Annotated in this window: 3 protein-coding genes; 1 reads left to right on the top strand and 2 read right to left on the bottom strand. The window is 75.1% G+C overall.

The window, feature by feature from the left end:
- Positions 1 to 85: 85 nt before the first annotated feature.
- Positions 86 to 1462 (bottom strand): M14 family metallopeptidase, encoded by a 1377-nt coding sequence (locus ABZW03_RS38565; protein WP_355269201.1) that lies wholly within the window; start codon positions 1460 to 1462, stop codon positions 86 to 88.
- Between the two features lie 138 nt (positions 1463 to 1600).
- The gene (locus tag ABZW03_RS38570; protein WP_355269203.1) at positions 1601 to 2992 is read right to left on the bottom strand and encodes a BTAD domain-containing putative transcriptional regulator; all 1392 of its coding nucleotides are present in this window, start codon (positions 2990 to 2992) and stop codon (positions 1601 to 1603) included.
- Positions 2993 to 3135: 143 nt separating this feature from the next.
- On the opposite strand from ABZW03_RS38570, the gene ABZW03_RS38575 reads away from it, so the two are divergent.
- The coding region (locus ABZW03_RS38575; RefSeq protein WP_355269205.1) for a hypothetical protein at positions 3136 to 3644 on the top strand (509 nt) is incomplete at its 3' end.

The following is a 3644-nucleotide window of genomic DNA, read 5'->3' on the forward strand; positions in this document are numbered from 1 at the left end:
CGGTGGGATTCCGCGGCCGGCGCCGGGCCGGATCACCCGGGCCGCGCACGGGACAGCCGGCGCGACCCGTACCGCCGGCTCCCGGTCAGGCCGAGATGCCGCAGTACTGCTGCTGCTTGCCGATCGCGCGGTAGACGCAGTCGGCCGTCTCCACCAGCTTCAGCACCGCCTCGCGGTTGCGGCTGGTCTCGCGCCCGATCACCTCGTCCGGCGGGTAGAAGCCGCTGCTCCCGTTCGGGCCGGGGTACATCTCGAAGGTGTAGGCGAAGATCCGCTGGGCGCCCCACAGGTAGTCGTCGATCGCCCCGTCGGTGATGTAGAGCTCGCTCGACTGCTCGGGCGTGTAGCCGTTGGTCGCGGCCATGCCGCGGCCGAGGGCGGCGAAGGTGTTGTACTCGTCGGCGGTCATGCCGGTGGTGGTCTCCGCGGTGGTCCAGCCGAACGGCCAGAGCACCAGTTCGCTGTAGGTGTGGAAGTCGATGGCGGCGGTGATCTGCTGCTTGCCCCCGACGACCCGGCTGCGGACGAAGTCGGCGACCACCTTGGTCTCCTTGGCGGACTCCGGGGCGCTGCCCCGGTAGGTCTCGCTGGAGGTGGAGCCGGAGGAGCCGCCGCAGCAGCCCCACTTGAAGTTCCAGTTGCGGTTCAGGTCGGTGCCGACACTGCTGCTGCCGGGGTTCGGCTGGCGGTCCTTGCGCCAGCTGCGGTACCGGCCGGTGGCGATGTCGTACTCGCCGCCGTCCGGGTTGAGGTCCGGGATCACCCAGATCTCGCGGCTGTTGACGGCGTTGGCGATCCGGCTGTCGGTGGCGTACTTGTCGCCGAACTCGTGCAGCAGGTACAGCGACATCTCGACGGTGAGGTGCTCGCGGGCGTGCTGGTGGGCGGTGAACAGCACCTCGGGCTCGTTCTCGTCGGTGCCGACGTTGTCGCTGATCTTCACCGCGACGATCGGCCGGCCCTCGTAGGAGGTGCCGATGACGCGCTTGCTCATGATGTCCGGGTGCGCGGCCACCACCGCGTCGATGTCCGCGGTGGCCTCCGCGACGTTGTGGTAGCCGGAGTCGGCCTGCGGGAAGTCGTACAGCGGGCCGGCCAGGCCCTCGTCGCCGGCCTCGGCGCCGAACCGCGGGCCGGGCAGTGCGACGGGCGACCAGCCGAGCGCGCGCAGCCGGGCGGCCTCGGCGGGGGTGGCGGTGACCACCACCGCGTCGGGCAGCACGGCGTCGACGGAGGCGCCGGTGGCGGCGACGGCGGTGCGCTCGGCGACGGTGCGGGGGCCGTCGAGCCGGTACTGCCGCGCGGTGTCGGCGGCGGTGCCGAAGGAGGTGTCGGCGGTGGCGGACGACGGCGCCGACGGGCGGTCGGCGGAGGCGGCCTGGGCGGTGAGCGGGGTGGCGAGGGCGAGAGCCAGCAGGACGGCGGTGGCCGCGGCGGGCTTCCCTCGGCGGGGCAGTCGCATGACTGTCCTCCTGTGGGGGTCCGTGGAGGCGGAACGGTGGAGGAGGTGCGGCGCGCGCCAGCTTGATGGTCCGTCAGTGACATGGGTTCGTCAAGGCATCGGAGCGGCCGGACGCGGGCGCCGGACGACCCGGACGGCTCAGGAGTCCGGCCCCGTCCCGCAGGTCGCCAGGCTGCACCAGCGCCGCCGGCCGCTCGCGTCCAGGAAGAGCCAACCGCAGCCGCTGCTGGGGCAGCGGCGGATGGTGAACCGGCGCGGGTCGGCGAGCAGTTCACCGGCCGCGCGGGCGGCGGCGTACAGCGGCAGCCGCTGGCCGGCCGCCGGTGGCAGCCGCCAGTGCGCCAGGCCGTCCTCGCCCCGGGTGAGCACCGCCGCGCGCGCGGCCTCCTGCACCACCGCCGCCACCGCGCCGAAGGCGGCACCGTCCTGCGGGTCGGTCAGGCACCCGTAGAGGGCCGCGCGGAACGCCCGGGCGTCGGCGAGCACCGCGGCCGCCTCCTCGGGCCGCTCCGCCGCCCGGCGCAGCAGCGTCTCGACGACCGGTTCGTCGGCGAGGTCGTGGTGACCGGCCCAGACCGCGAGCGCGGGGTAGCCGCGCAGCCAGTCCGACCCGGGGAGGGGCGCGGCGCCCCAGCCGGCGTAGGTGTTGCAGAACTCGAGCGCCGGGTGGCCGCCCGCGCTCCACGGCAGCCACTGCTCGCCGACCCGCACCGCGTACAGCGGCGCCGGCGGGCGGTCCAGCCGGGGGTCGGCCCGCAGGATGCGGTCGTGCAGGGCCGCGAGTTCGGCGCCGGGCTCGACACCGAGGCCGTCCACCAGCACGCGCCGGGTGCGGCGGTAGAGGTCGAGCGCCTCGACCTGCCGGCCGGCCCGGTAGAGGGCGGTCATCAGGGCGAGGACGAGGCGCTCGCGGGGCAGCAGGTCGTCGGCGGGAAAGGAGGTCGGGGAGCCGGCGGGCGACCCGCCGGTGACGGGCGACCCGGCCGAGGGCGCGGTCAGGTCGGCGAGCACCTGCTCGTGCCGGCCCATGGCGAGCAGGATCTCGGCCCGCTGCTCCAGGGCGGACAGCCGCAGCTCGACCAGCCGGCGGCCGAGCCGCCCGCGCAGCTCCTCGTCGACCACGTCCGTGAGCAGCGGCCCGCGCCAGAGCGCGAGCGCCCGGTCGTGGCAGCGCAGCCGTTCGCCGGGGTCGCCGGTGGCCGCCGCCCGGGCCGTCAGGTCGACGAACTCCCGCACGTCGACCGAGTGTTGGCCGGGCACGAGGACGTACCCGTCGTGCCGGGTCTCGATCACCACGGCGTACGGGCGCAGCCGGGCCCGCAGCCGTCCGACGTAGGTGTGGACGGTGCCGCGGGCCGAGCCGGGCGGGTTGCCGTTCCACAGCAGGTCGATCAGCCGGTCGGTGGTGACGACCCGGCCCTCCTCCAGCAGCAGGACGGCCAGCAGGCACCGCTCCTGGCGGCGGCTGCCGGCCAGGACGGACCCGCCCTCGTGGCGGGCCTCGAACGGACCGAGCAGTCGGAACTCCATGGCGCGACACCTTAGGGCGCGCCGTCGAACTCGCGTGCGCCTTTCCGGAAGGCGAGAGGCCTGGCTCGTGGTGAGAATCCGGTCAGGGGTGCCTGCCAGGCTGGGCCTCCTCGCTGCCCGACACCTCACCAGAAGGACCGATCATGCGACGCATCCTGCTCTCCGCCGCCTCCACCGCGCTGGCCGCCGTCACCGCCCTGGCCCTGACCGGACTGGCGGCCGCCCCGGCCGGGGCCGCGTCCGGTCCGACCGGCTCCGCCGCGTCCGCCGAGGCCGGCACCGGCCAGGGCGGGTGGGAGCCGTCGCCCACGCCGGTGTTCGACCTCCCGGCCGGCTCCCGCTGTGACTTCCCCGTGCACATGGAGGCCGTCGTGGACGAGGTGGAGCGGCGGGTCCTGGAGTACGCCCCCGACGGCACCACCGTACGCCGTGCCGCCTTCAGAGGCGCCCTCGTCCTGCGGCTCACCAACACGACGACCGGCGCCCGGTACGACGCGGACGCGGGCGGCCGGTCCGTCGTCGACTACCGCGCCGACGGCTCCCAGACCTGGCGCGCCCGAGGCGTCCGGCGCCCCGCTGACCATCGCCACCTACGCCCGTCAGGTCAAGATCGACTTCGGCGTGCTGACCGCCGCCGAGGGCAGCATCACCG

The organism is Kitasatospora sp. NPDC004799 (genome assembly GCF_040609095.1).
Classification (GTDB): Bacteria; Actinomycetota; Actinomycetes; order Streptomycetales; family Streptomycetaceae; genus Kitasatospora.